Raw genomic sequence first — 22,778 nt, forward strand, 5'->3', positions numbered from 1 at the left:
CGAAAAGCTCGAGGGTTCGAATGATCCGGCGATGTGGGAAAAATTCGGGCTGAAGAACCCTACCTCCACTCGGACTTATATCATCAACGATCAATACTTGGAGTACTTGCAGATTCGCAGTTCATGGACCGCAGGGACGATCATCGCTTATTGGATTCACAAGATGTTGAGGCCGATCTTCGGATGGGCAAAGTTTTGATCGGGACGAATATGAGCGAACGCTCGGGTTTATCCTGAGAGCCATTAAGCCTATCGAAGCGGCTGGCAATGCCGCCGCGCTTCACACTTAAGCGAATTTTTCGCCGATAGCTCCGTTAAGCTGAACCTTATCATAAGTGATGCAAATTTCTTTGCCTAAAGTGGGTAGAAAAACAGCTTGAAGGGAGTCGGCGTTCGTGAATGATCTTTGCACAGGCAATATGAAGTCCTAAAAAAGAGGTCACCCGAAAGTTGGTTGACCCCTTTTTAAAAGAGAAGGTAATGGACTTAACTCTTACTAGATTTTTTATTAGGCAAGAAGGATATAAAGATGAGTGAAATTAAAGTGAAACCGACTGTCCACATAAATGTATGATTAAAAGCAGTGTTCAGCGTCGTTATATTGTTAACAGATGGAGAGGTCATTTGATTTTGTAAGATGACTGCAAGAACTGAAGCACCAAAAGCTCCACCGATTTGCTGTAGAATTCGAGTGGCACTGCTGGCATGCGGGACCTGTTCTTTCCTTAATCCTTCATAAGCTGTTGCCATGATGGGGAGCATAACGCCTCCAAGTCCTCCGCCACGGACAACCAGGGCGATGGCAAGCAGAAGTTCGCTGGTATTGGTCACGCAAAAGGCAAAGGGGAGGGTTCCGAGTATTGTTAGAAGGGTACCGCAGAGCACGATCCATCGAGAGCCGATTGTATCTGTAAGTTTTCCTGCTAATGAACGCGTCATTAACATCCCTACACCTTGAGGAATCAAGAGTAACCCTGAAACGAGAACACTCTCTCCGCGAACTTGTTGATAATAGAGAGGTAATAATAACATGCCACCATAAGAAGATAGACCTGATAAAAACAAAAGACAAGAAGATGCGGTAAAGGGCATGCTTTTAAATATACGTATATCTATTACTGGATTGTGGGATTTTCTTAATACATAAAGGCAGAAGACCATCAGGAATAGAAGTCCAATGACAATAGGGATGATGACTGAACTTTGAAAAAAGCCATGCTCTGAGCTGACTTTGGTAAGCCCATAAATAATCAACACGATACTAGGGGATAACAAGGATAATCCAAGTATATCCAATTTTTGAGATCGATTTGTGGCATCATCTTTTGGTAAACCCCATATGGCTAGGATTGATGCGATGAAACAGATAGGAATATTAACATAAAAAATCCAACGCCAGTTAAGATACGTAATAATAACCCCACCTAATACGGGTCCGAGAATTGGACCGATCAGTATAGGTAAACCAACAATGGCCATTAATTTACCTAATTTCTCCCCGCCAGTTGCCCGCACAACCATGGTCTGCATGATGGGCATCATCAAGCCACCGCCCATTCCTTGAATCACTCGAAAGGCGATGAGACTTCCTACATTCCATGACAAACTTGATAAAACAGAACCCGTTAAAAATAAACTCAAAGCCAATATCCACATGTTTTTACCGCCATAACGATCAAATGTCCATCCAGAAATAGGAATAACAATTCCAATGGCAATTAAATAACTCGTCATTACCCACTGAATCGTTGAAACGGATGCGTGTAAAGCATTTCCAAGGGTATCGAGTGTGACATTCATTATGGTAGTATCGAATAAAGGGGCAAGAAGTCCAATCAACAGAATCCATGCCATTTTCATAACGGCTGGATCTATTTTTTTGTTAGCTGTTTGTTCCATTTGTTTCCCCATGTATTTCCACTCCTCTTTTTGATTAGATACTATTAGTTTCTTATTTGAATCCATGATATAATAAACCAATAAGAAACGCAACGTATTTTATTGGAGGTGTTTTCATATGAATAAGGAAAATGAGGGAGAGTTTACGACAAGAAGAAGAGGAGCAGAACTAGAAGCTGCCATTATACAAGCAGCATGGGATGAGCTGATGGAGGTTGGTTTTCAAAGCCTTACGATAGAAGGGGTTGCTGCCCGTGCTCAAACAAGTAAGCCCGTCATTTATCGGCGTTGGCCTAATCGCGAGGGGCTTGTCTTGGAAGCAATTCGGAGAAATTTACCACCATTATCAGATGAGATACCTGACACTGGGGAACTGCGAAGCGATGTCATCATCGTACTGAATCGATTGAATGAAATGCTCCGTCAAATTGGACAAGAAACGATTCATGGATTAATGTCTGTTCTAACAGGTATACCTTTGTCTGAATTGATCGGTTTCCGAAGAACCAATGCCATGCCAATCGTTCTGAATCGGGCAGTAGAACGAGGAGAAATTAGGCAAGAGAAAATTACTCCACGAATTACAAGACTACCTGCCGATCTTGTTAGACATGAGGTGTTAATGACCTATGAACCTGTGTCACAGGACACAATTGTAGAAATTGTGGATGAGATTTTTTTACCCCTGATAAAGTGAATGGATGCGATGAGTTTTAGAGTTTTTTTGTTCTTTTTAATCAGATAAATGATCATGTCTTAGTTCGTAGTGGTTTGAACTATTTTACGATTCAAACTGGGCGTTTGCCGTTACTAGGACAGGTGTCCCTACATAGAAATAAGCTGATGAGGAAGGCTTATGTCATAAGCAGGGATGGTGTAAAGTAGATGGCACAAAAGTTGATAAAGAAAAGTACACGATTAACCGGAAGGATCGTAATCCCGGGCAATCCGTCATACAATACGGCCAGAATGGAGTTCAATAGGCGCTTTTCCAAATTTCCAAGGGTCATTGTTTTTTGTCAGCGAACCCAGGATGTGATCAACGCAGTCAAATGGGCTCGTGAGCGGGGCATACGGCTGCGAGTGCGCAGCGGACGGCATAGCTATGAAGGCTTCTCAGCTGTAAATGGCGGTATTATTATCGATGTGAGCGAGATGAATAAGGTTAAGGTTGATCGAAAAAATAGAGTGGCCATTGTACAAACGGGAAATCCACTTGCCCGTGTGTACAAAAAGCTGTGGAATAAGCGTGTGGCAATTCCGGCGGGGACTGCGCCCGACGTAGGCGTAGCTGGGCTTACCCTGGGAGGAGGCATTGGACTTCTTTCCCGCAAATATGGACTTACGTGCGATAACTTGAAACAAGTGAAGATGGTCGTAGCTTCGGGGCGGTATGGGGCAAAGACGATTGTGGCGAACAGAAAGAATCATTCCGATCTGTTGTGGGCATCACGAGGCGGAGGGGGAGGGAACTTTGGTGTTGCTACAGAATATACATTTCGGGTTAGACCGATTTCATCGGTTTCTATATACAGTATTACGTGGAAATGGAGTGATCTTGAGAAGGTGTTACCGGCTTGGCAACGCTGGGCTCCGTCTGTCACGAACCGCTTAACCTCAACCATTGAGGTGGCTGCCAAGCAGGTAGGAACCATTGTATCTACCGGGCAATTGCTTGGCGGTGCAGAGGAGCTGCGTCGATTGATTAGACCGCTCTTGCGAGCAGGCACTCCGGTGAAGGTGATGGTGAAGACAGTACCTTTTATTGAAGCAACCAAATTTTTTGCCGAATCGGATCTGAATTTGGAACCGAAGTTTAAAATAACCGGGGCCTATGGGTTCCGACCTTTGCCGCCTGAAGGAGTACGAATTATACGCGACTTTTTATCCAAAGCACCCAACAGGCATTCTAGCGTGTGGAGTCAGAGCTTAGGTGGTGCAGGAAGCGCGGTGAGTCGAGTATCGCCTACTGCAACGGCCTATCCTCATCGGAAGGCTGAGACAATCTACGAACTGTCAGCCCGCTGGAGAAACAACAGGGAGCAGGAGCGGAATATTCAGTGGGTGGAAAGGTTCCGTAGAGCGTTGCGTCCCTTTGTTAAAGGGGATTATGTGAATTTTCCCGATCTGCAGATTAAGAACTGGCCCAAGGCGTATTATGGCGTGAACTTTGGCAGATTGAAGCAGGTGAAACGTAAGTACGATCCTCATAATGTGTTTCGTTTTGCTCAGAGTATTCCAGTGGGTAAACAGGCCCGAAAATGACAATACGCACACCAGATTGAATTAAAACAAGGAGCTGACGGCGGCAGCTCCTTTATGTCGTAGCGGAAACAATATTCACAGATAAGGAGAGTGCCAGTGTCAAGGAATTACGAGGCAGCTGGTATGAGTTACAGGGTACACCCATCAGCTTCACCTATCACCCGCTTGCAGTAAGAAGACGACCCAATCTACTTAGGTTCTTCGTAGAAGATTTGAAAGCTTTGAAGGAGAAGTGGAAGGAGATTCAACTCGGTAGCATATAGATTGACGAATTCTTCTGAGAGCTTGCCGTTACCGTTCGGGGTTTGTTTTTGTCATTAAAGGAGAATATTAAAGGAAGACGAAAGAAAGGGGCTGGTTGTGCCAGCCCCTCTTTCATTCCTTTTTCTCCAGCTCTGCCTTTAATCTTGCATTCTCTTCCAACAGCTTTTGAACGTCCGGGACATCCTTGCCGGAAACCCAACCATACAAATCGTCTCTTGCTGCATACTCCGACAATTGATCACGAAGTACCATTTTAATGTGCCGTACATCTTCAACATAATAGATAGGGATTTGTTCCATGACCGATTGCTTAAACTCTTGAAACTTCTGATAGTATTCAATTGCTGCGAAGTCGTATGGCTTTTGTCTTAATGCTTCATCTGTGACAACAAAAGCAAATCTAGGTTTACCCGCTTCTCCGGCATACTCATACTCCCAATGCGTATAGCTCTTGGATTCATCAGGAAGCGTTAAACCATAGAACCCTCCGAGAATCAGGATATATACATCGGACTCGTCGATCCATCTCTTCCTAATTTTCATTGGACTTTCCTTGAAAAATTGCTCGATTCCAGCAGGGATATGACCGGCTTGAAGTACGGCTTCAACAGCGGTATGTCTTTCCTCAATAAGATCGTAGTAAGTAGACGATATGTAAATTTGTAATTTTTTCCTTCTCATAGGCCCACCCAAATTAAAGAAATAGTATAAATAGAATCTACCACTCTCTCGCTTTATTTGTCAAAATGGACTGGGGTTTTCATGCGGCAAGCTTGCACCAGACGGTAAATAGGAGGCTTATTCGTGCAGAAGAAATGGAAGAGGAAGATTCTGATCAATAATCCTGTTGAGCTGGACCAGACTCAGACCGAACAGGACCTGTGCGGCGGCAACCAAGTGATTGTCCAGTTCTCTCACCCGGATTTTTATGGCTCCATATTGGAGGAAGTAGATGAGCTTTGTGCGCGTTTCGCCGATGGGCTCGTTAAGCTGAACCGTACCATAAGTGACGGCGAAATGGAAGTACAGGGCACAGGCCGAGATTTTTTTGGTAGGACATACGCTGAGTCTCAAACCAGCCGATTGTATCCGACGGGTATTGCCATTGGTTGTTATGGGCGCCAAATTTAAAGATTTCACCGTTTTCATGCGGAATTCAAAACGTTGTTGACACGACACCAAATAGTGTCCTAGAATTAAAGCGACACCAAATGGTGTCTAATTGGGTAAAACAGATAATTGCTTAGGAGAGGGTGTTGTGAGAGAGAACGACCAGTTGAGGGATGTGTTTGACGCGATTGCAGATCCAACTAGGCGCCGACTCATTCGTCTATTATCAGAGGCGAAGGAGATACCGTTACATGAATTAACGGCACAGTTTCAAATGGGTCGTACAGCCGTATCCAAACATTTGACCATACTTAGAGAGGCCGGACTGGTACTTGACCGTAAAGTCGGCAGAGAAACACTATTTAGGCTAAACGCCGCTCCACTCAGAGAAATTCAAGACTGGGTGGCCTTCTACAGCAAGTTCTGGAGTTCAAATTTATTACGCTTGAACCAACTATTAGAGGAGGAAGACGAATGAGTTTAACATTATCCCTGGATTTTGAGTACACGACATCCATCGAGAAGCTTTGGTCCGCTTTGACCGATTCAAGCAAGCTTGCTAAATGGGTGGCCAACATCCATACCGGTGAGGCGATGGAAAACGATTTTAAGCCTGTCGTAGGACACCGTTTTCAGTTTCGAACCCAGCCGACCGAATGGTGGAATGGAATTATCGAGGGTGAAGTACTTATCGTGGACGCACCAAACCGGGTGTCATATACGTGGGTCAGCGGAGGAGAGAAGCACACGATTACCTGGACGCTGCAAGATTTAGGAGAAGGAAAGGTTAACCTTCATCTCGAACAAACTGGAATCTCAAGTGATCAGGCACTCAACGGAGCGAAGTATGGCTGGAGTAACTGGTGTGGCAAGCTTGAACAGGTAGTCGCTTAGACTGCCACAATAGTCGTATTCCTTAGCTTAAAGAAGGGCACCCCTTTGGGAGCCCTTGAATTCCACTGTATAGATGATACGCTGGACCTTACCACAAGTAGTGGTAAAGCAGAGAATGAAGATAAAGATTATCCAAAACGTGAACGATTACCTTGAATTATTTTTGGCATAATATATGGTAGATAAGAGGAAATTGAAGTTGACTATATGCGCAATTCTAGATTTGATCAAAATTTGTATCTCCAAAAGAAATAACTTGAAGAATGGCTTGGTTTTTGGTGAAATGTGAATTCCTGTTGCTTGGAAATAAAGAGAGAAAAGAGGGATGGAAATGTCCTATACCGTTGATTTTAAAGATGTGTCCACGGTTGGTTTAGAGTCCTCACCTGTAGTAGAAGCGCTTGCTGGTTTACGTGCGAATGAAGCTCGTTACTTTATGAACAAATACAAGCATGAATTTACAGTTGTTCCAGCTAGCGAAAGTCAGGAGAGCCTTGATTACGTGAACCGAATTTTGAAAGAAGAACGTGATATTGAGTTTGCGGCCAAACCTTTAGAAACATCGCGTTTTCAAGTGGAAAATATCCAATTTACCTACGTTTTTTATGAGGATGGTCTTGCGGTCAATGTCATGTATACGGTGGATGACCCTAAGAAGCGGGCCGTTGGCTTTAAGCTTTCTGAGGGGATGGAGGTACCACAGGAGTTAGAAGAGAAGTTTAAGTTTGCTAGGCAGAAGTCTAAACTAGCGGGAACGATTCGGGGCTCGTTTTTCGTAATTAAAGGAGAATATTAAAGTAAGCAAAAGTCAAACACGGGTTAGAGGGCTGTGACAGAGTAGGAGCAAGTAGCCTGTCGCAGCCCTCTTTTTATTTGTTTTTTTGTCGCTCCCGTTATACAGATGTCTTGGATTGAAGCGCGTCGCAAGCGAGAATGTCCTCGGTCGCGCGGATTCTGCCAATCCGTGGAAAGATGACCTTGCTCACATGCTCATGTTCTGCACGGCCCTTTGTGCCTCTGGGCAGATTATGGATCCCATCGTTGGAGCCGTTGTGGTTGGAAGGTACGGTTTGCAATTCAGCGTCGCGTGGAGCGATTGGAATCGAACAAAAAGGAGTGAATGAAGCTGTCGAATGTTGGTTATATCGGCTCGGCAACAAGGGAATTCTTCCACTCGGATAATCTTCGGCTTTCTTACTTGATTTTGGCGAGTGATTGCTCTGGATCAACGAGGACACGGTTGGAGCGAGCATCCTCGGCGAACAAAAACTATAAAATAAGGTCTTTGTTCGCTTCTTTTTTGTTGAACTAACGAACCCGTTAGCGTAGTGATCTAGCTATCCTTTATAATACGGTTCTCCTCACTGTCTGTAACCGAAATTCTATATACAGCAGAACTATCCTAAACCTCAACACTTAACGTTCCCATTTTCTCGCGTAAGGGGCGAAAGAAAGCACGAATCTCCTCGGCTAACAACTCAGGCTCTTCGAATGCAGCAAAGTGTCCACCTTGAGGCAGTTCAGTCCACCGCTGGATATTTGTATAGGTGCGCTCAGCCCACTCTCTAGGCGCTTTATTTACTGGTTCAACTGTTAAAGTAACCCCTGTAGGTACTTCAATTAGATGATCTGCCGGGTCATGCTTTCCAAAATGCTTATGATCATAATAAAGTCGTATGGAGGAGTTAATCGTCTCCGTTCCCCAGTAAATCATAAGATTGGTCAACAACTCGTCCTTGCTAAAGCGACGTTCAATGTTTCCTGAACAGTCACTCCACTCCCGCATTTTTTCAATAATCCAGCCTGCCAACCCAACCGACGAATCGTTCAAACCGTACGCCAATGTCTGAGGTCGGGTGGATTGCTGATGGTCATATGCTCGTTCTTCCTGTTCCCAGCGTTCTACTTTGGTTACATACGCTTGTTCCGCCGGTGTTAACGGCGCACCACCTGGACCAAGGTAAGGGTTACCAACAGCCATGATATGGATTCCAATTAGTTGGTCTCGATGATAACGGCCAAGGTTCGAAGTAACGCCAGCACCGATATCGCTCTCGTCATACTAATAACACCTGAATATCCAGAGACGCAGAAAAGGGCAGTCAGCATAACAACTGCCCAATCGTCAATCTGCCCCCCATCTGGAATAATAAGGGACAGCTATCAGTTTATAACATGGTGAAAAAACGCGGCACGTTAGCCGTAACGAAGTTGATGTAGTGATTAATGGTGGTGAAATGTTCGTTGTGATAAACATAATAATGATTATAGTAAAGCGAGTCCTTAGAATTACTTAGGACTCGCTTTACTATTGAATCAAAACGCGGGGAACCGTATCACAAGTGATGGTACACAAGACTAGGAAAGAAATTGTACTTGATAGTTGATAGTAACTATATCAGCAGATTAAGACGATAGTGTTAGTTGTCCGGCGAACAAAGAATATAAAATAAAGCTTTTGTTCGCCGCTGTTTTTGTTGAACTAGCGCTTTCCGTTACTCCAAAGGATTAGCTTTAAGTATTAGTTGTCACTAGTGAAGTTTGAGTTAAAAATCCCTTGGCTTCAGGATCGATAATATAGTTTTTTACAATGACGTAAAGGACCAATAACATACTGATTCCGACCAATAGTCGGTAACGTGATTTGGTGTTATTCAATGGATCGTAACCTTCTGTTTCAATTTTTGACAAGATGCTGTTCTCCCCGGGGTCAGCGCTCTTGTCAACTAAATGCAGAGGCTTAGGCTTCCAATGTCTTCAAAAAAGCAGATACATGATCTTTAATGTAATGAATATGCCGATTATCAGCTTCCAGTTTGCTCAACATAATCCCGCCTTCAAGCGCGGCCATAAGAAAAGAGGCTGCGCCATCTTGATCGATGCTCGATTTGAATTCCCTATTCGTTATGCCCTCATGCAAGATGTTCTTGATAAATGATATAAAGTCTCGCATGCGATTCTGGGTTTTCTCGTGCAGCAATGGATGCCCATCATCGTACTCAATGGCCGCGTTCATCACGGGGCAGCCTCCCACAAATGGAGGAGAGTCAACCACATTGCTGTACAGTTCAAACATACTGATCAGTTTTTCCATAGCGGATTTCCGAGAACTGACAGCTGCTACAAATTGCTCGAATACAGTGTCGGCGGCATATTCAAAGGCTTCCATCGCAATTTCATCCTTATTGACGAAATGTTAATAGATGCCCTCTTTCTGAATTCCCGTAGCATTTATGATTTCGTTGAGAGAGACACCAGCATATCCTTCACCTCCAGTTTGCATCATTCACTGAAATGGGAGTGATGTTTCGCTGCTTCGATAATCGGAATCAATTTCATATCGTTTTTTTTCTGAAGTTGGTAAGTAAAATGCTCGATCATTTTTTGATTAATCCCGAGTCGTGGATAGTCTTCGATGATCTGCTGGAGAAGATCCTTTGGAAAAAGATCGACCCGAAAACCTGCATCAACCATAACCCCTAAATGTACCAGTGCAATCTCAGGTTGTTTTTTTTCTGCTTCGACCGTGGCGTGCAGTTCGACCGCTTTTTGTACGATTTCCGCTTTTTCGATTGGATAACCATGTTGAACCAAGAAATGGCAAGCCGCCTCTCCGCCCTCGATTTCAAAAGTACGCTCTCTGTCTGCAAATGGTTCGGTCAAGCCCAAGTCATGCATGATGGCACCGAGATATAGCAATTCCATGTCAATGTTCAGATCATTCTTCTGAGCGATCATATATCCAAAAGCATATGTTCTCATCAAATGATTGAATAGTGTTTGGGTTGAAAGTTCTCGCACATAATGAGTGGCATCAACCGACAGCTTGCTTTCTGGAACAATAAACAGTGAAGTCATGTATTACTCTCCTTTGTGTTAGAAAAATGTGTGCTTCTATTTCGTTTTCAATAGTTGCTGCCGCTAGCATCAATATTGCCGCCATACGCGTTAACTCTCGCTTACGTAATCATAATTTTCTTGCTGCAGCCAGCTATCATGCAACCATTTCTCAGTAACTCAAACTTCGCAGCTTGAAATAGGCAGATAAGCCTTGAGATAACTTGGCAAACCGGCAATCCATTGTTGAAGTTGACTTTGGATCAGTTTTGTAAGCTTCTTGTTAGCCTTTGTGGTTACTTCATTGATCAATTCAGAAGTTATTGCAAGGCTACCACCCAATCTAAGGCGCTAACTTCATAAAACAAACCTCCGAGTGTACGGTGGTAGATGCTTTGTCGATGCAGCTATGCGAGCAGAATGTATCTGGAAAATACGATTGTCGTATGACTGACGAGCAGATTGTATGAAAGTCCTTGAAACTCCTTTTGCAAGCGTAACAAGAATTTAGCGCACTTAAAGGACTTCTATGTCCCAACGCATGGAGTAGATACGGATGACTTCCTCTATTGTTAAGGTCCCAATACCCTCCCGGATTTGATCGGAAACAGTTTCATGAGTGGTTCAATGCAGAAGCATTATATTTATATTGCAGTCATCAAGCATCTATCTGGTCTTACTGTTACATGCTATGTGGTGAACCGTATCATAAATAACGGCAACGCAGCATTTTGGACAGAAAGTTAAAACATTTATTTATGGTACTTTTAAAGCTTAAAGAAGAGAAAAGGAATAAGTACAAAGTATGACTAACTTACCCAAAATGATATGCTTATATAGAGAAATTTGTTACTTTTATATATGTCATTGCAAGTCGAGAAATAAACAGGAGGATTAATATGCTGAAAATGCTGTTTGTACCGGGAATAAAAGGAACAGAACTCACCTTTGAAGATGATAATGTTTGGTTTCCAAAGAATTAACGTGATATGGAGACTCTCAATTTTAAAAACCAACTAAAATATGGAATATTACTGAGAAGTGTAACCGCGTTTACTTACATTCACGTTGATGTTTATAAGGGCATAATAGATAGCTTCGAACAGCCTTTTTTTGATTTTTACAGATATGATTCGAATGTTCTTTCTTTAGTAATAGAGATTTCTTTAATTAATGCATGTACCAACTGCTTTTTTCGCTCATTGCTCATCTGATCAAACAGCCGTGTGAATTCCCCGAGCATACCCTGAACATGGGCCAAACTCACCGGGTTGTTACTCTCATTACTACGCATGTCTTCAATATCCGCTTTTCGCCTCAACATTGCCGTTTCCTGCTCAGCCAGTTCACCTACTCGTTCCTTAAGCAAATGAACCTCTAGTATATCTTCCTCGGAGATGGCGAAAAGCCAGTTTGCTATGTCCTGTTTTGGACACTCATCGTATTTCCCTGTATTTTTATTTATGAAAAAGTCGGATGAGTGCGGATATTTCTTCTATGGTTTCTTGTTGACCATTCTTTATCCACATCACCCAAATTTCAAAAACACCGGCACTCATAAAATGAATCCAATAATTTCGTTTCGCACCTGTCCAGTCTGGAAAGGGAATGAGCTCATCATAAAATTGGGTAATATGATTTTTGAAGATTTGATAAAGTAGCCCTGTGTAATCACTCTCAATGGCCAATCGAAAATCATCAGAGAATGTTAGAAAAAAGTTGGTCAAATCTGTTATTTTTTGCTCGTGATTCTTTTTGTTCGCAATTTTATTGAAAATATCTGCAAATTTAGGCTCGTAGTACTCCACTAATACCTGTTCAAGACTTTCATAATTTCTATAGAAGGCCATTCGGCTGACGCCGGCTTTTCTAACGAGTTCTGAAATCGTCAGCTCTGATATTCTTTTCGTTCGCAATAGCTCCAGCAATGCAATAGTAATCCATTCTTTGGTGTCTTTTTTAATAATTTGTGCGTGATCCGTTGCTGCCATTACACTTCCTCCATTCTGTCACACATGCTTGTTTCTTGCTTGCTATTGATAATGCCTAGTCCTATTATAGTGTAAAAATCGTTACAAGTGTAACACCACTTGAAGGGAGTATTTAAGATGGCAGACTCTAGCAAACCTGTAGTGCTGGTGACCGGAGGTTCAGGATTTATCGCAGTTCATATCATTGTGAAATTACTGGAGAAGAAGTATCGTGTGCGGGCAACCCTGCGTACAATGAGCAGACAAGATGAAGTGAAAGCTATGATTATGTCAGGTGGAGTGACAAATATGGAGGATTTGTCATTTGTTCAAACGGATTTGACTTCTGATAAAAACTGGAATAATGCGGTTAAAGGAGCGGATTATGTCATCCATGTGGCTTCTCCAACCCCCAATAGAATTTATAAAGATGAGAATGAAATGATTGGGCCGGCACGTGAAGGTGTTTTACGAGTGTTGAGGGCAGCACGTGATGCAGGGGTCAAGCGTGTTGTTTTAACTTCTGCTTTTGGGGCCATTGGTGTGGGACATAAGCATCACATAGGGCCATATACCGAGGATGATTGGTCCAATACAGACGCAAAAATTCATCCATATCAAAAATCCAAGACACTTGCTGAAAAAGCTGCCTGGGAATTTATTCAACAAGAAGGGAAGGGTTTAGAATTTGCAACCGTAAATCCTGTTGGTGTGATGGGACCAATTCTAGGCAATGATTATTCGCATTCAAATGATATTGTCCGCCAAATGTTAGAAGGCAAGCTAAAGTCTGTCCCCAAAATTTATTCTGATTATGTGGATGTTCGAGATGTTGCAGAGCTGCATATCCTGGCAATGGTTCATCCCGAAGCAAGTGGAGAGCGGTTTATAGCTTCTAGTGCAGAAAATCTCTCAACACTTGAGATCGCAAATATTCTGAGAAAAAATTTAGGGGAAGATGCGAAGCACGTGCCTATGAAAGAAATTCCAAATCCTATCGTTCGTGTTGCGGCGGTTTTCAATCCTAAATTAAGAATGATTGCAACACTCTTGGGCCAAGACATGTCAACGAGTAATCAAAAAGCCAAACGTTTACTGGGATGGGCACCACGCCCGGCAGAAGAAGCAATTATAGCCACTGGTAAAAGTATGATGAAAGTTATCAACGGACAGATGAAGGTATAAGTTATTGTGGGGACAATTTGTGTTTAACAACTGTCCCCTTTTATGTTAGATCGCCTGCACAACTCCGGTGTTTTGGCAATCCTTTATTGGTGATCATGTCCTTGAGCTATTTCATTCAAGATAAAAAACAGGTTGTGGTTGACTCTAGTTTTTGGAGCAGGTCGGAAAGAAATGAATATAAGCGGCTTATCGAAAACGCCGGAGGGAAGTGGAGACTCATTTACTTGAAAGTGAATTGCGAAAGTGCTTTAAGATTCGTAGCCAACGCTTTGATGCAGATGCTGCCCTTATGATTACAGAGGAGTTGTTAACGACTTTTCTTAATTGATTTGAAGAGCCAAAAGATGAAGGAGAAATTGTCATAGATAACTAGAAAATCACTGACTGATATTTAAGTGATAAAAGGCAATCCTATAAGAATAGCCCTAGAACTTGCCGTTACGAGCAGCGCGGTGAACTATATCATAAGTGATGGCAATTTTTTTACAAAGTTTGGGATTTTGTCTCACCTGTACCATATCGTTGTACACAAAAAGGCCCCCATATTGGCAAGGGGCCTTAGTCTTGTCTATACACATTACCGCTTTTTGGAACCAAACGCGCCTTCTTCGTAGTATCAGAAGTTTTCTAAAACAATTTTTCCAATGGACCGTCTAGTTTCCAACTTCTCATGCGCTAACCGTAGGTTTGCTGCATTAATGGGTTCTAGTCGTTCATTTAGTGTAGTTTTTAATTTTCCATCATCGATTAAGTCCGCTAGGTCATTCAGCAATTCGTGTTGTTTAATCATGTCTTTGGTATGAAACATGGACCGTGTAAACATGAACTCCCATACAAACGTTACACTTTTAGAAAACAGCAAGTCCATTTTCAGGCTTCCTGCCCAGGTAGCCTTATCTGCAGGTACGATACAGCAAATTATACCTTGAGGGGTAATGACCTCCGCTATATTGGCTAGATGTTGTACAGTGTCATTCAAGCAAAAGATATAATCTACGGTGTCTATACCAAATTCTTTGAGCTGAGGTTGAAAAAGGTTGTTGTGGTTTATTATAAAATCCGCACCTAGACTTTTGACCCATTGAGTTGACTCTGGACGTGAAGCAGTACCGATGACAGTCAAACCTGCTAATTTGGCAAGTTGAATAGCAATCGATCCTACTCCTCCTGCTGCACCGATAATAAGTATACTTTTGTTTTCATTTGCGTTTAGGCTAATTCCTAAACGATCAAATAGGCCCTCCCATGCAGTTATCGAGGTAAGCGGTAATGCGGCTGCGGCTGCGAAATCCAAACTTTTCGGCATATTTCCTACAATTCGTTCATCAACCAAGTGAAATTCACTATTACTACCTGGTCGAGACACACTGCCCGCATAATAGATCTTGTCCCCAGGTTTAAACAATTGACAGTCAGGACCAACTTGTTCTACGATTCCAGCAGCATCCCAACCAAGAATTTTCGGTGATTCGGCTTCGTAGTTATGGTTTTCGCGAACGCCTACGTCTGCAGGGTTGACAGAGATTGCCTTTACATTTACAAGCAAATCACGGCCCGTAGGTTCCGGTTTATCCAAATGCAGATCAATAAGGCTTTCCGGATTGGATATGGGGAGGTATCGGTAAGCACCGACTGCTTTCATCTTTTGGTTGGTATTCATGGGTATCCATCCTCTCAAACAGGAAATGTTGTACAGTTGCATTGTAAATCAATTCGATAACTTTAAGTAAGTACGCATATTTTTATGATATAGTATTAAAAATCAAACCTTTAGGGAGATAAGCTGATGGGAGACCGAAGAAACAAATATGGAGCGAGTCCGGATATGCAAGCATGTCCGGTTGAAACAACGCTGGATGTTATTGGTGGAAAGTGGAAGGGGATCATTCTCTATCAGCTCCTGAACGGAACGAAAAGGTTCAATGAATTCAGGCGCCTCAATCCGGGAATAACGCAGTTTATGCTCACATTGCAATTAAGAGAGCTTGAACGGGATGGCATCATTCATCGCGAAATATATAAAGAGGTTCCGCCAAGAGTGGAATACTCCCTTACTGATTTCGGAAGGACTTTGGGACCAGTCATTATGACAATGCAAGCATGGGGGGAGTCTTATAAAGTGTGGCTTAATGAAAATCGAGCGATACAAGGGGAGGAGAGTTAAAGGCAAGTTGGGTAACAAGGCGGCGGGTACTGGGCCATAGCTACAAGAAGTAAAGAGAATATACAATGCATGTTCTATAATTTTAAGGCCATCCCGCAAAGGATGGCCCTAAAACTTGTCGATACAGACAGCGCTGAGAACCGTATTACAAATAATAGTAAAGCGAAAGCGGGCCATTACTATCTTTTTTCGTCATCCGTGATGTCCTTGGAGATAATCTTAATCTATAACACCAACCTCATGCAGCGAGAAATGTAGCAATACGTATTCTCCAAGGTGTAAACGGCTGATTTGTTTAAACAAAACAAAAAGAGATTTGTTCTTTAACTGAAACAAGTCTCTTTTTTTGATTTGCAATGGACTTATTTTTTTCTTGACTAAACGATCTGGAAAAGATAAGATAGGTGTCAGAAAGGAGGTGTTCAATACATGGGGAGAAGCAAGGAATTCGATACGACGCTTGTGCTGCACAAGGCTATGGAGGTATTTGGCCACTATGGTTATGAGGGCACCTCGCTGCAAAATTTACTCGATGGGTTAGGTATAGCTCGCCAAAGTCTATATGACACGTATGGAACAAAGAGGGATCTCTTTATCTCGGCAGTGAAGCATTATATGAATGATAAAAGCGCTGCTGTCATTTCCTATTTGGAACGCCCCGGTTCGGCGAAGAAAGCTATTACCGATATCATTTATGAGGTTGTAGCCGTTCTGAAGGATGAACAGCGCCGCAAGGAATGCTTCATTATGCACAGTGCCATCGACCAAGTCCCTCACGATCCGGACATCGGAGAGTTCTTCAAACAAGATACGGCACGTTTGGAGCAAGCTTTTTATAAAGCATTAGTGCGCGCACAAAAGCAGGGTGAGCTTAGTGAACGTCTAAACCCCCTTGCCCTTGCCCGATATTTGAATCAGGCGAGATATTCGTTAACCCAAGCTGCTAAATTAACCTCGGATCCGGAAGTTTTGGACGATATTGCAGCTGTTACTCTTACTGCGCTTGACCATTAATGGAGCGGTATGGATGCTCCATTAAATTTTAATCTTATTGGACCATTTGATCCGAAAAATGAAGTGGTAACAAACGTAGTGTTGCGACACATCGCAAGCGGCGAATTGACGCGGTCTGTTTCCGGTTACTGAACCAATATGACTGACTGTTCACAACCATTTTGGACTTATTAGTCTAGAAAAAGAAAGGGAGTAATTGATATGCCTAAAAACGGTAAAATTCTAGTAACAGGTGGAAGAGGTAAAACGGGAAGCCGTATAGCTAAGCGGCTAACCGATTTGGGCTATGCTGTTCGTACGGCCGATCGCGGCACTTCCGCTTCAGAAAGCACTAATGAGCATGTGGCTTTTGATTGGTTCGATGAGACAACGTTTGAACCGGCTTTGAAAAACGTGGATAAGATCTACCTGGTGGGTCCCATTGCAGTCATGGATCCGGCCAAGATGATGGTGCCTTTTTTGGAGAAGGCTTTAAAGGAAGGGGTACGCCGGGTCGTGTTACTTAGCAGCGCTTCCGTTCCTGAGAATGGACCTGTGTTCGGCAAAGTGCATCAGGTAATAAGTCAGCTTGTGCCGGAATGGGCGGTACTGCGTCCTTCTTATTTTATGCAAAATTTCACTGAGGGTCATCATGGAGCGCAAATCAACAGTGACGGGGTAATGATTACGGCTACAGGATCGGGGCGGGTTGGATTCGTTGATGCTGACGATATTGCTGAGGTCGGTGTGAGAGCGCTGATTGATGAGCAACCTCATAATACAGATCATGTCATCACGGGGCCTCAGTCCCTTAGTTACGCGGAAGCTGGAGAAATCATCGGCGCTGTTGCAGGACGAACCATCCAACATGTGAATATTAGCACGGAAGAGCTGGCGGCCGGGATGATGAAGTTCGGGATGGCTGAAGACTATGCTCATTTTCTCGCAGGGCTGGATGAAGCGATCAGGCTTCACGGTACCGAAGATCAGGTTACGGATACAGTTGAGCGTGTGACAGGACGACCGCCTAAATCTCTGAAAGACTTTGCCATCGCGCACGCCTCACATTGGAAACAGAAATGAAAGCCAGTAAATGGAGGTTGAACGGCTTTCAGATTATAAGTACTTAAAAATAAAAATACGGAGGTTAAAAAAATGACACAACGAGCAGTTTCACAAGGATGGATTCTGGATATCGCACTTTCACAAGGGGGATTTGACGCCCTGCATCCCGAAGCAAAGGCAACGTTAGAAGAATGCGGGCATAATCACAGAGACTTTGACAGGGTATTTGAATTGGTTAAAAGCGGCGTCATGATCCCGAAAGCATGGTCGACCGTTGCGGCCCAAGCAGAAGCACGCGCAAAGCACTATGAAAGCGAGGGTTTCCCGGCAACCGCCAAAGATTTGTATCAGCGGGCTGCGGTGATGTGGGGCAGAGCGCAGTATTCATTTTTTAACGATGATCCCAGAAAAACCGTATTTCGCCAGCGCTGTAATGAGTCCGTCGCAGCGATTTCGCGCCTGAGTAATCAAACGATCCAGAGGGTTGAGCTGGATTTTGAAGGCAAAAAAATATTCGGTCTGCTGTTTCTCCCTGAAGGAAACGTATCGAACGCTCCTGCCGTCATTCTAGGTCCGGGCATGGACATGATCAAAGAGGACTATATCCAGATTGCCCAACGCTACTATACGTCCCGGGGCATGATTGCCCTGTCGATTGAAGGACCCGGCCAAGGAGAATCCGGATCATCCGGACTTAAAGTCACCTTGACCAACTACCAGCGCGCCATCAGCCGGTATATTGACTTTCTTGAAGAACTTCCGCAGGTTGACAAGAATCGGATAGGTCTGTTTGGGGTCAGTATGGGCGCGATCTGGGGATTACGGGGAGCTGCACACGACAATCGTCTGAAATCATTAGCCACATTCATGACAGGACCCGGTGAACTGGAGAAGTCTTTCAGCAAAGCTCAACCAAGCTTCAAGGCCAATATGATGTATATGTCCGGGTACACGGATGAAGAGAAGTTTGATAAAGAAATGGCGGCGAATTACAGCATTTGGCATCTGGTTTCGAACATCACTTGCCCGGTACTGATTGGCAACGGTGAATTTGACGAGCTGATCCCTGTTGAAGATGCGATTTCTCTATACGAGCTCATTAAGGCTCCCAAGGAGCTGCGGATCTATGAGAATGAATTCCATCCCCTTGGCGGTGTTGCAGCGGAGATCTTCCGTTACGGTTCGGAATGGAGCCTACGTGCGCTGAATGGCGATTTCGCTCAAAGACCGGATAAACGCTATTATGTGCATACGGATGGACGTGTCGTCGAAGGATCGGCAAATCCGGCATGGTGGCTTGGCGCCCAACCTCCCGAGATTCTTGCGCGGAAACAATCGTCGGAGTCGTAAGCCGGGGCATTCCGGCGATCAGATTCAATATTTTAATTTTGATAAGGAGTGGTAAATATGACGTTCAACCCGGCAGATAACGAAAAGGTGCGGGAAGCTTCACGGGAGATTTTCAGTAAGTTTTGCAAGTCTTTATTAGAGAAAGACATGAACCAATTTATTGAACTTTTTGATGACAATGCGCTGTTCGAGTTTCCTTACGCTCCTAAAGGCTTTACTCAAAAACTTGAAGGGAAGGCTGCCATTTATGAGTATATTAAAGACTTTCCTCAAAGGTTTGATATCTCACAGTTCAGTGAACCCACATTTCACTTCACGTTGAACCCCAACATCATGGTCGTTGAATTCGGAATTGAGGAAGCGCAAGTCCTGACTACCGACAAGCCCTATCTTCAGAAGTATATCTCCGTGATCGAAACAAGGGACCATAAAATCGTACATTACAAAGATTATTGGAATCCATTAGTGGCGCTTACAGCGCTTTTGGATACAGCATCCATACAGAAACTATTAAACGAACAATAATACAACAAAAGAACATCAAAAAAGGGTATCGGTGATAGATCGCTTTATGTCAGGTAAGCCCCCCAATCTCGTTGTTGATTCATTTGGCGAATTTCTACTGAATCTGCATCGGTTTATGCGTTGTGAGGAAGCTTTTGATATTTTACGTAATAACTAGCCCTTTACAACCTTTAACGGAAGCGTGGAGCTTGCATTCCATTATCGTCAGGTCTGGACTTTGATCGATCTGTTGATGCAGCGTCCAGGTGAATTTGCCAGAAGATGGATCAATTATTGCGGTCAACCGAATACACGGAGTATGCCGTGCTGGCATTTGGTGAAGTCGCGAATCAAGTATCGACGCCTGTATTGCTCCAAGTGAAGAATCATTTTGCTCGCCGCCATGAGCCGCGTAATCTGCGTGTCTTTTTCCCAAAAGGAAACGTTGCCAAGGCCTTTTCTGTTCCCCATACGCTCCCGGAGATCAATGAAGCGGTATGCCAAGACCTTGTGCAATTGTGTGAACGAGTGCTTATCGAGCGATTCTCCGTGCTCCCGCCTCTGGGAAAGGCTTATGTCGATGAACGATTGCAGGACTATTATGTGCCGTTCTCACAAAGATCGGCAAGCAAAGCCCTGCATACGATTGTTCGCGGAAGCCATGTACCGATGATGGAAGGGGACACCATTCGTTTCTTCAGTTGGTGGAAAGAGGGGACCGTTCATGGCACGCCCACAGGCCGTACCGTCGAAGGCTCGAATATTTCGCCGGAACCGGGTTTCTTGCGCATCATCCAGCCCACAAAGCACTCCGGCAAGTTACAGTACGGTTGATTGGTGTAGGAATGAAGGGTTGCCACAATATAACGCCCGCCATAATGAACGATCTCATTACTACAATAATGTGGAGGGGAACCAAAAAGGCATGATCTTGATGGGCAAAGCCATGACAGATTTACGTAAACCGGATCTGTACGATTTATTCAACCTCCATGCCAAGGCAAGAGGGGAGTTAGTAGATACAGCCAATCAGGCCGATGCGATATTCTCATTGGAAAGAGGGATTACTCCATTTGATATCGAGCTAATTATGGCTGAATATGTGGTTTGAGTGCAGATACTAATGGATATCGTTCTCAATGAGAAGCAGCCTTGTGCTGCTTTTTTTCTGATGAGTTCTGCATAGAAGATACTTCTTTGTCGATTAATATACGTAGGATAAGGGTGACTATGGATCACCCGATAAGCCTGCTCGCATAATATGGATTTATGTAGATCATAATCCATTCATTATTGTATATCCTGGATGCATCCATTTTCTTAGATTATGCGAAGGCTTCATTTTCGGTTAAAATAGTGCTAACGCAGAAAATAAACAAAATCAAGCCGTAAATCTTGTAAAAAGCTGAGTTCAATCCTTATTTTTGCGGAATGAATTCTCACTTTTTAACATAAATAGTCTATAATTATTATATGGTAGTTAGTTTTATTTTTAATAGACTATAATTTAGTTATAATGGAGACAGAAAAGGTATGTTCCTGAGTGGAGCCTTGCTTCTTGTATCACCTAAGCAGGAGGGCCTGCTCTTTTTTGCAAAAATAAGAGATAAGGAAGGTTTTTATGAGCAGCATTCAGAAAAAAACAGACGTTATCTTAATTGGTGCCGGAGTCATGAGTGCGACTCTGGGATCATTGCTGAAAGAGTTAGCACCGGAATGGGAAATTAAAGTGTTTGAGAAACTCGCAAACGCAGGAGAAGAAAGCTCTAACGAATGGAATAATGCGGGTACGGGCCATGCTGCACTGTGCGAGCTGAACTATACATCCGAGAAGCCTGACGGATCTATAGATATTAGCAAGGCTGTAAACGTTAATGAGCAGTTTCAGCTCTCAAGACAGTTTTGGTCTTTTCTTGTAACTAGCAATCTGATTCGTAATCCGCAGGACTTCATCAGGCCAATACCTCATATGAGTCTGGTCATAGGGGAGAAAGATGTATCCTTTTTGAAAAAGCGATTTAAAGCGCTATCAAAGGTTCCCCTGTTCCAAGGAATGGAATTTTCTGACGACCTTGAAAAGCTAAAGGAATGGATTCCGCTGATCATGGAAGGCCGTACCTCGAATGAACCGATGGCGGCAACCAAAGTCGACTCCGGAACAGATGTGAACTTTGGAGCTTTAACACGCATGTTGTTTGAGCATTTACAAAGTAAAGACGTTGAGATCAAATACAAGCATAATATTAAGGATATTAAACGTATGAGCGACGGCTCGTGGGAAGTCAAAGTGCATAATCTTGAAAACGGTAAAATCGAATACCATACGACCAAGTTCGTCTTTATCGGTGGTGGGGGCGGTAGTCTGCCTTTATTACAAAAAACGGGTATTCCTGAGTCCAAGCATATCGGAGGATTTCCGGTAAGTGGACTATTTATGGTATGTAATAATCCAAAGGTTGTCACGCAGCATCATGCAAAAGTATACGGTAAAGCTAAGCTGGGTGCTCCTCCCATGTCTGTCCCGCATCTGGACACAAGATATATCGGCAACGAAAAAGCACTGCTATTTGGGCCATTTGCCGGCTTTTCACCAAAGTTTTTGAAAACGGGTTCAAATTTCGATTTGATCTGTTCTGTAAAACCCAATAACCTCTTGACGATGCTGGCGGCAGGCGCAAAAGAGATGGCGTTGACCAAATACCTGATCCAGCAGGTGATGTTATCGAATGAAAAGCGCCTGGAAGAATTACGCGAATTTATTCCAAATGCCCAAATCGAGGACTGGGGGATCGTGGTAGCAGGCCAGCGTGTGCAGGTGATCAAAGATACGGCGAGTGGAAGAGGCACACTTCAATTTGGTACGGAAGTGGTTAGTGCTGCTGATGGCTCAGTAGCTGCTTTGCTCGGCGCTTCTCCGGGTGCATCTACTGCTGTTAACGTTATGCTGGAAGTATTAGAAAGATGTTTCCCACAACATATGAAAGATTGGGAACCGAAAATAAAAGAAATGATTCCTTCTTATGGTGTGGCACTAGCGGAAAACTCAGAACTTTTCCAAGAAATTCATGCATCCACAACGCAGACGCTTGGTCTGGGCGAAAAAGAACTGCTGCATCGTTAATTCGTGAATTTAGAAATAAATACAACGCCAAGCGGTGGGAAGTCTCCCCACCGCTAAAGTGCTTGCTTAAGAATACAAAATCTCGTCCAAGTGGTCAGATGTCCCGGTCGAACATTGGGCTTATCGGGACATTGTTGCAGCGACAACTCGGATTCGC

26 protein-coding genes and 2 pseudogenes are annotated in these 22,778 nt (G+C 43.6%); 17 read left to right on the plus strand and 11 right to left on the minus strand.

Going from position 1 to position 22,778, the window contains the following annotated elements; translation table 11 throughout:
• Positions 1–199: hypothetical protein (locus tag L693_RS31115; RefSeq protein ID WP_231503542.1), on the plus strand; the 199-nt coding region annotated here is incomplete at its 5' end.
• Between the two features lie 287 nt (positions 200–486).
• On the opposite strand, the gene L693_RS0105745 is transcribed toward L693_RS31115, so the two are convergent.
• Positions 487–1,911 carry an MDR family MFS transporter gene (locus tag L693_RS0105745; RefSeq protein WP_025716446.1) on the minus strand — a complete coding sequence of 475 codons (1,425 nt, stop codon included), beginning with the start codon at positions 1,909–1,911 and terminating at the stop codon, positions 487–489.
• A 106-nt stretch (positions 1,912–2,017) separates the two neighbouring features.
• Between L693_RS0105745 and L693_RS0105750 the strand changes: the two genes are divergently transcribed.
• The 3 genes and pseudogenes from L693_RS0105750 to L693_RS31120 form a co-directional block, all read left to right on the plus strand.
• On the plus strand, positions 2,018–2,596 hold the full coding sequence (locus L693_RS0105750; protein WP_025716447.1) for a TetR-like C-terminal domain-containing protein: 579 nt from the start codon (positions 2,018–2,020) through the stop codon (positions 2,594–2,596).
• Positions 2,597–2,784: 188 nt separating this feature from the next.
• Positions 2,785–4,164 (plus strand): FAD-binding oxidoreductase, encoded by a 1,380-nt coding sequence (locus L693_RS0105755; RefSeq protein WP_025716448.1) that lies wholly within the window; start codon positions 2,785–2,787, stop codon positions 4,162–4,164.
• Positions 4,165–4,220: 56 nt separating this feature from the next.
• Positions 4,221–4,427, plus strand: a pseudogene (locus L693_RS31120) (uracil-DNA glycosylase); the annotation flags it as partial.
• 112 nt (positions 4,428–4,539) lie between these two features.
• Here the strand turns inward: L693_RS31120 and L693_RS0105765 are convergent.
• Positions 4,540–5,109 carry a DUF4062 domain-containing protein gene (locus L693_RS0105765; RefSeq protein ID WP_025716449.1) on the minus strand — a complete coding sequence of 190 codons (570 nt, stop codon included), beginning with the start codon at positions 5,107–5,109 and terminating at the stop codon, positions 4,540–4,542.
• Between the two features lie 123 nt (positions 5,110–5,232).
• Here L693_RS0105765 and L693_RS0105770 point away from each other — a divergent pair, with 123 nt between their 5' ends.
• The 4 genes from L693_RS0105770 to L693_RS0105785 all read left to right on the plus strand — a co-directional run bounded on the left by L693_RS0105770 (position 5,233) and on the right by L693_RS0105785 (position 7,228).
• On the plus strand, positions 5,233–5,559 hold the full coding sequence (locus tag L693_RS0105770; RefSeq protein ID WP_025716450.1) for a hypothetical protein: 327 nt from the start codon (positions 5,233–5,235) through the stop codon (positions 5,557–5,559).
• Between the two features lie 127 nt (positions 5,560–5,686).
• On the plus strand, positions 5,687–6,016 hold the full coding sequence (locus L693_RS0105775) for an ArsR/SmtB family transcription factor (protein ID WP_025716451.1): 330 nt from the start codon (positions 5,687–5,689) through the stop codon (positions 6,014–6,016).
• The gene (locus L693_RS0105780) at positions 6,013–6,432 is read left to right on the plus strand and encodes an SRPBCC family protein (RefSeq protein WP_025716452.1); all 420 of its coding nucleotides are present in this window, start codon (positions 6,013–6,015) and stop codon (positions 6,430–6,432) included. The genes L693_RS0105775 and L693_RS0105780 overlap by 4 nt, the downstream gene beginning before the upstream one ends.
• Before the next feature lie 331 nt (positions 6,433–6,763).
• Positions 6,764–7,228 carry a hypothetical protein gene (locus L693_RS0105785; protein ID WP_025716453.1) on the plus strand — a complete coding sequence of 155 codons (465 nt, stop codon included), beginning with the start codon at positions 6,764–6,766 and terminating at the stop codon, positions 7,226–7,228.
• Between the two features lie 97 nt (positions 7,229–7,325).
• Here L693_RS0105785 and L693_RS0105790 read toward each other — a convergent pair whose 3' ends face one another.
• The 8 genes and pseudogenes from L693_RS0105790 to L693_RS0105820 all read right to left on the minus strand — a co-directional run bounded on the left by L693_RS0105790 (position 7,326) and on the right by L693_RS0105820 (position 12,260).
• Positions 7,326–7,670 carry a hypothetical protein gene (locus L693_RS0105790; RefSeq protein ID WP_155983772.1) on the minus strand — a complete coding sequence of 115 codons (345 nt, stop codon included), beginning with the start codon at positions 7,668–7,670 and terminating at the stop codon, positions 7,326–7,328.
• Between the two features lie 164 nt (positions 7,671–7,834).
• Positions 7,835–8,413, minus strand: coding sequence for an alpha/beta fold hydrolase (locus L693_RS0105795; protein ID WP_025716455.1), 579 nt, complete (start codon positions 8,411–8,413; stop codon positions 7,835–7,837).
• Between the two features lie 533 nt (positions 8,414–8,946).
• Positions 8,947–9,123, minus strand: a complete 177-nt coding sequence (locus L693_RS31125) for a hypothetical protein (protein WP_231503543.1) — start codon at positions 9,121–9,123, stop codon at positions 8,947–8,949.
• Positions 9,124–9,172: 49 nt separating this feature from the next.
• Positions 9,173–9,601 carry a TetR family transcriptional regulator C-terminal domain-containing protein gene (locus L693_RS0105800; protein ID WP_049825070.1) on the minus strand — a complete coding sequence of 143 codons (429 nt, stop codon included), beginning with the start codon at positions 9,599–9,601 and terminating at the stop codon, positions 9,173–9,175.
• A gap of 113 nt (positions 9,602–9,714) precedes the next feature.
• The gene (locus tag L693_RS0105805) at positions 9,715–10,290 is read right to left on the minus strand and encodes an HD domain-containing protein (protein ID WP_025716456.1); all 576 of its coding nucleotides are present in this window, start codon (positions 10,288–10,290) and stop codon (positions 9,715–9,717) included.
• Between the two features lie 159 nt (positions 10,291–10,449).
• Positions 10,450–10,848: pseudogene (locus L693_RS31130) on the minus strand (IS4 family transposase); the annotation flags it as partial.
• A 541-nt stretch (positions 10,849–11,389) separates the two neighbouring features.
• Positions 11,390–11,638 (minus strand): hypothetical protein, encoded by a 249-nt coding sequence (locus L693_RS0105815; protein ID WP_025716457.1) that lies wholly within the window; start codon positions 11,636–11,638, stop codon positions 11,390–11,392.
• An 88-nt stretch (positions 11,639–11,726) separates the two neighbouring features.
• Positions 11,727–12,260, minus strand: a complete 534-nt coding sequence (locus L693_RS0105820; protein WP_025716458.1) for a TetR/AcrR family transcriptional regulator — start codon at positions 12,258–12,260, stop codon at positions 11,727–11,729.
• A gap of 117 nt (positions 12,261–12,377) precedes the next feature.
• Between L693_RS0105820 and L693_RS0105825 the strand changes: the two genes are divergently transcribed.
• A complete protein-coding gene (locus tag L693_RS0105825; RefSeq protein WP_025716459.1) occupies positions 12,378–13,424 on the plus strand; it encodes an SDR family oxidoreductase in 1,047 nt (348 codons plus the stop codon).
• Between the two features lie 616 nt (positions 13,425–14,040).
• Here L693_RS0105825 and L693_RS0105835 read toward each other — a convergent pair.
• Complete coding sequence (locus tag L693_RS0105835; RefSeq protein ID WP_025716461.1) at positions 14,041–15,084, minus strand: zinc-binding alcohol dehydrogenase family protein; 1,044 nt, start codon at positions 15,082–15,084, stop codon at positions 14,041–14,043.
• 126 nt (positions 15,085–15,210) lie between these two features.
• On the opposite strand from L693_RS0105835, the gene L693_RS0105840 reads away from it, so the two are divergent.
• The 8 genes from L693_RS0105840 to L693_RS0105880 all read left to right on the plus strand — a co-directional run bounded on the left by L693_RS0105840 (position 15,211) and on the right by L693_RS0105880 (position 22,621).
• Entirely contained in the window at positions 15,211–15,588 is a 378-nt protein-coding gene (locus L693_RS0105840) for a winged helix-turn-helix transcriptional regulator (RefSeq protein ID WP_025716462.1), read from the plus strand.
• 429 nt (positions 15,589–16,017) lie between these two features.
• Complete coding sequence (locus L693_RS0105850; RefSeq protein ID WP_025716464.1) at positions 16,018–16,602, plus strand: TetR/AcrR family transcriptional regulator; 585 nt, start codon at positions 16,018–16,020, stop codon at positions 16,600–16,602.
• A gap of 201 nt (positions 16,603–16,803) precedes the next feature.
• Positions 16,804–17,664: an NAD-dependent epimerase/dehydratase family protein gene (locus L693_RS0105855; protein ID WP_025716465.1), complete on the plus strand. Its 861-nt coding sequence runs from the start codon at positions 16,804–16,806 to the stop codon at positions 17,662–17,664.
• A gap of 72 nt (positions 17,665–17,736) precedes the next feature.
• A complete protein-coding gene (locus L693_RS0105860; protein ID WP_025716466.1) occupies positions 17,737–18,996 on the plus strand; it encodes an alpha/beta hydrolase in 1,260 nt (419 codons plus the stop codon).
• 57 nt (positions 18,997–19,053) lie between these two features.
• Positions 19,054–19,521, plus strand: a complete 468-nt coding sequence (locus tag L693_RS0105865) for a nuclear transport factor 2 family protein (protein ID WP_025716467.1) — start codon at positions 19,054–19,056, stop codon at positions 19,519–19,521.
• Between the two features lie 261 nt (positions 19,522–19,782).
• Entirely contained in the window at positions 19,783–20,334 is a 552-nt protein-coding gene (locus tag L693_RS0105870; RefSeq protein WP_025716468.1) for a hypothetical protein, read from the plus strand.
• A gap of 19 nt (positions 20,335–20,353) precedes the next feature.
• Positions 20,354–20,611: a hypothetical protein gene (locus L693_RS0105875; protein WP_025716469.1), complete on the plus strand. Its 258-nt coding sequence runs from the start codon at positions 20,354–20,356 to the stop codon at positions 20,609–20,611.
• Between the two features lie 510 nt (positions 20,612–21,121).
• Positions 21,122–22,621 carry a malate:quinone oxidoreductase gene (locus L693_RS0105880; protein WP_025716470.1) on the plus strand — a complete coding sequence of 500 codons (1,500 nt, stop codon included), beginning with the start codon at positions 21,122–21,124 and terminating at the stop codon, positions 22,619–22,621.
• The last annotated feature ends 157 nt before the right edge of the window (positions 22,622–22,778 follow it).

This window comes from Paenibacillus sp. 1-18 (assembly GCF_000520755.1).
In the GTDB taxonomy this organism is placed as follows: Bacteria; Bacillota; Bacilli; order Paenibacillales; family Paenibacillaceae; genus Paenibacillus; species Paenibacillus brasilensis.